Annotated in this window: 3 protein-coding genes; 2 read left to right on the top strand and 1 reads right to left on the bottom strand. The window is 70.5% G+C overall.

Features of this window, described 5'->3' with window-relative positions; translation table 11 throughout:
* The coding region (locus EB084_21705) for a hypothetical protein (GenBank protein NDD30881.1) at positions 1–878 on the top strand (878 nt) is incomplete at its 5' end.
* Positions 879–920: 42 nt separating this feature from the next.
* Here EB084_21705 and EB084_21700 read toward each other — a convergent pair.
* Complete coding sequence (locus EB084_21700; GenBank protein ID NDD30880.1) at positions 921–1,511, bottom strand: hypothetical protein; 591 nt, start codon at positions 1,509–1,511, stop codon at positions 921–923.
* Positions 1,512–1,788: 277 nt separating this feature from the next.
* On the opposite strand from EB084_21700, the gene EB084_21695 reads away from it, so the two are divergent.
* A partial coding sequence (locus tag EB084_21695) for an isochorismatase family protein (protein ID NDD30879.1) occupies positions 1,789–3,660 on the top strand: 1,872 nt, incomplete at its 3' end.

Below are 3,660 nucleotides of genomic sequence, written 5' to 3'. Positions count from 1 at the left end.
TGGACGCGGCCCCCGATGGGCGCACCCTCGACGTGGCCAGCGGTCGCACGCTGGTGCGCCTCGCCATCAATGACGCCTCGCCATCCGAGACCGAGCGGATCGCGCTGCCCGAGCGCATCACCTACGTCGATCACCTGCGCGACGGCACCGTGGTCATGTGCCCGGAGAGCGTGGGCTATCCCCATCGCGTGTACGTGCTGCGCCCCGGTGAGGACGCGGTTCGGCGCGTGGGCTTTCGCGCGCTGCGACCCGATGTGTGGACCGAGAACATGGCGCCCTACGATCGCTGCATCGACCCCCAGAGACGAGAAGCCACCCTGCTGCAGAGCCCCTTCATCGATGAAGACGGCCTCATCTGCGCAGACGTGCCGCGCAGCGCGGTGTTCTCTCCGGATGCCAGTGCCATGGCGGCGGTTCACAAGGGCGACCTCGTCGTCTACGACGCCCCGCGCGAACCCGCGAAAGTGGTGCGCGCCGCCATCACGAACGGCAGCGACGGCGCCGCCCCCGCCATCTGGTGGACGCCGGACGGAACCCATCTCGTGTCCTGGGTGCGCGAGAAGGGCGACGCCCCGACACACACCGCCACCATCGTCTCTCGCGACGGCGCGTCGGCCCTCACGCTGCCATCTGTGGGCTCCCCGACGCTCGAGGGCGATACCCTGACCTTCACGGCAGACGGGGCACGCCAGCGCCTGCAGATCCCCCAGGACCTCGCCGCGGTCGAGCAGCAGCCCTGGTATGTCTCCCACGCCCTGCGCCGTCTCTTCGGACGCGCCACCGTGTCCGGATCGCCCCCGCCCCAGCCGATCGGCGGCGTGGTGCGCGAGGCAGACCACGTCGTCGTCGGCGGCGTGCGCATCCCGCGGCGCGTGTAGCCCACAGAGGGCGCTTCGCGCCGCGGAGGGGCGCCTGCGGGGCTACGACTGGGGAGGCTGGTGGGCGATCAGCATCAGCGCGGCATCGGTGGCCGCGGTGCCGTAGCCCACCGCGAAGACGGTGGTGAGATAGTCGCGCCACGAGCGATTGGGCAGCGCGGGGCCGGCCACCGAGAAGAAGTCCGCGGCCTGGATCATCTCCTCTCCCACGTACTTCTGGCGCGCCGAGCCCGCCTCAGCGACCTCGATGCCCTTGCGCAGCAGCAGCTGCGGCCAGTTCGGAGGGAGCGGCGAGGCGCTCTTCTGGGCGGTGTCCTCGTGCAGCCCCACGGCGCAGGTGGCATCGAGCGCGCCCGCCGTGAGCCCGTCGGTGAGGGCGGAGAGGGTGAGGCGACGGCACTCGTCCCCATCCTGGGGAATCTCCTGGGAGAGCGTGACGGTGGCCAGGAAGTTGGCCCGGCTGGCCGCTGACCGATCGGCCAGGGCTTCGAGGCTGGTGCTGTGGTCGACGAGACCGGCGTGGCTCGAGAGCACCAGCTGGTCGGCGTCGTGATAGGCCTGCTCGACGGCCTTGCGAACGGCGTCGGAGTGCTGGAATCGTACCGGAGATGTCTGGGGGGTGGACGTGATCATGTCTTTCTCCTCATTCGTGCCCTTCGTCTCGGCGCAGCCTCCCCGTTCGGCGAAAGACCGATCGCGGAGACGGCCAGGCAGACCTCGGACCGTGCAATGCGACATCTTGCGTCGAACGCAGCCCGTCCGGCGACCCGAAGCCCGTGAGAGGTCGACATCGCACGGCAGGCGGCAGCAACCGGCCGACGAACAGCCGACATGCCAACCATCCACCGCCGCGCGCGCCCCCTCGAGAGGCGTGCTCCGCGGCGCGTCACCGAACACGCAGGAGGCCCCGATGCCCACCATCATCATCGCCGACAGCCTCACCCACGACTTCGCCTCTCCCGCGCCCGAGTTCACCGCCGTGCGGGTGAATGTGGGCCCCCACGAGATCGCGCGCACCATGGGCGCCGAGGCCGCCTACGGACGGGGCCCTCTCCCCCGCTTCCTGCAGGCCGCGCGCGAAGCCCGCCGGAACGGAGCAGACGTGCACATCATCCTGGTGCGCGACATGCACGACCCGGATGACCCGGACCAGCAGCCCGAGCTGCTGCGCCACGGGCTGCACGCGGTGCGCGGCACCGAGGGCGCCGCGTTCGTCGCCCCCGCCCGCGCGCTGCTCGACGAGGCGCAGGTCATCGAGACCTCCTCTCTGGCGCTGCCCGCGAACGACCTGCACGCGACGCTCGCGCGCATCTTCGGCCGCGATGTGCTCGACCTCGATGCGGAGGCGCGCGACGCGACCGTGTTCGTGATCTGCGGCTTCCACACCGACGTTCGCGTCGCGTCGACGGCATTCAAGCTGCGCAACGAGCATGGGTTTCGCAAGGTGCTGGTCTGCCCGCATCTCGTGGGCGCGCGCGACCTGCAGGGGCAGACCGCGAGCCTGCAGACAGGGCTGCCGAACGCGCTGGTCACCGTGGTGCCGTCTCTCGAGGCGCTGGCGGCCCAGACCGGCATCGCGATGCCGACCCTCCCGGGAACGGGCGCCTGCCGCCTCCTTCCCGCCTCCGTCGCCACCGCCATCTCGCCCGAGCAGCAGGCCGTGCTCGAGGTGCTCTTCCTCTTCGATGAGGCGGTGAGCCTCACGCCCTTGAAGGGAGGGTTCAGCGGAAGCCTTCTGCTGCTGGCCGTGCCGGAGCGAGGCGGCCATCGGCAAGCGCCCCTGGTGGTGAAGGTGGGCGCGCACGGCAGCCTCGTGCAGGAGATCGCGGGCTACCTGCGCGTGCGCGATCTGCTGGGAAGCCACGTGCCCGCGATGCAGGCCCCGGTCTCGGTGGGCTCCGCCAGCGGGCTGCGCATGACCCTGGCGTCGATGGAGGGGCGACCCACCACGCTGCAGCGCCTGTTCACCGACGCCGCCGATGAAGACGGCCTGGGAACCTTCCTGCGTGTCTTCGACAAGGCCCTCGACCTGCTGTCGCGCGACCTCTACCTCAACACCCGCCGCCGCAGCAAGATCTCGCCCTGCCAGGCCGTCGGCCTGAGCGGCCCGAAGCAGCTCGTGTGGCTGCGCGAGAACCTGGCGCGCATCGCGCCCCATGCCGATCTCGAGGAGGAGACCATCGACATCGGCGCGGGAACCGTCATCTCCAATCCGCTAAAAACGCTGCCCCCCCTGCTGGCGCACATCGACTACATCGACGTCGACACCGCGCTCTGCCACGGCGACCTCAACCTCGCCAACCTGCTCACCGATGACACCCGCGCCGTCTGGATCATCGACTGGCCCTGGTGCGATGAGCGCCCCCTCGAGATCGACCTGGCCAAGATGGAGAACGACCTCTGCTTCGTGGTCGACCAGGGATTCACCGCCGACGACCTGCCGCGATGGCACGCGCTGCTGGCGGTGCTGTGCACCGGAGAGACGCTTCCCGAGACCCCTGCGCTCGACTTCGCGCGCAGCGACATGCGCTTCGCCCGCATCTACGCGGCCGTGCGTCGGCTGCGGCTCTGCTACGGTGGCCTCAAGACCGACGGCTGGCGAGAGCTGCACGCCTTGGCGCGGCTGCGGTTCGCCCTTCACACCCTGAGCTTCGACGCCCGCATCGGCCGTGGCGAGTGCGCGCTGCCCCAGCTCACCCACGCGCTCCTCGCCGCGTCCCTGCTCATCGAGCGGCTGGCGGCAAGCCCGCTGTACCGGAGCGGGCAGCGCGATCGGCATCCT

The sequence above is a fragment of the Pseudomonadota bacterium genome, from assembly GCA_010028905.1.
GTDB lineage: Bacteria > Vulcanimicrobiota > Xenobia > RGZZ01 > RGZZ01 > RGZZ01.
Note: the sequence above shows the minus strand (reverse complement) of the source record. Positions and strands in the feature narration are given on the sequence as shown.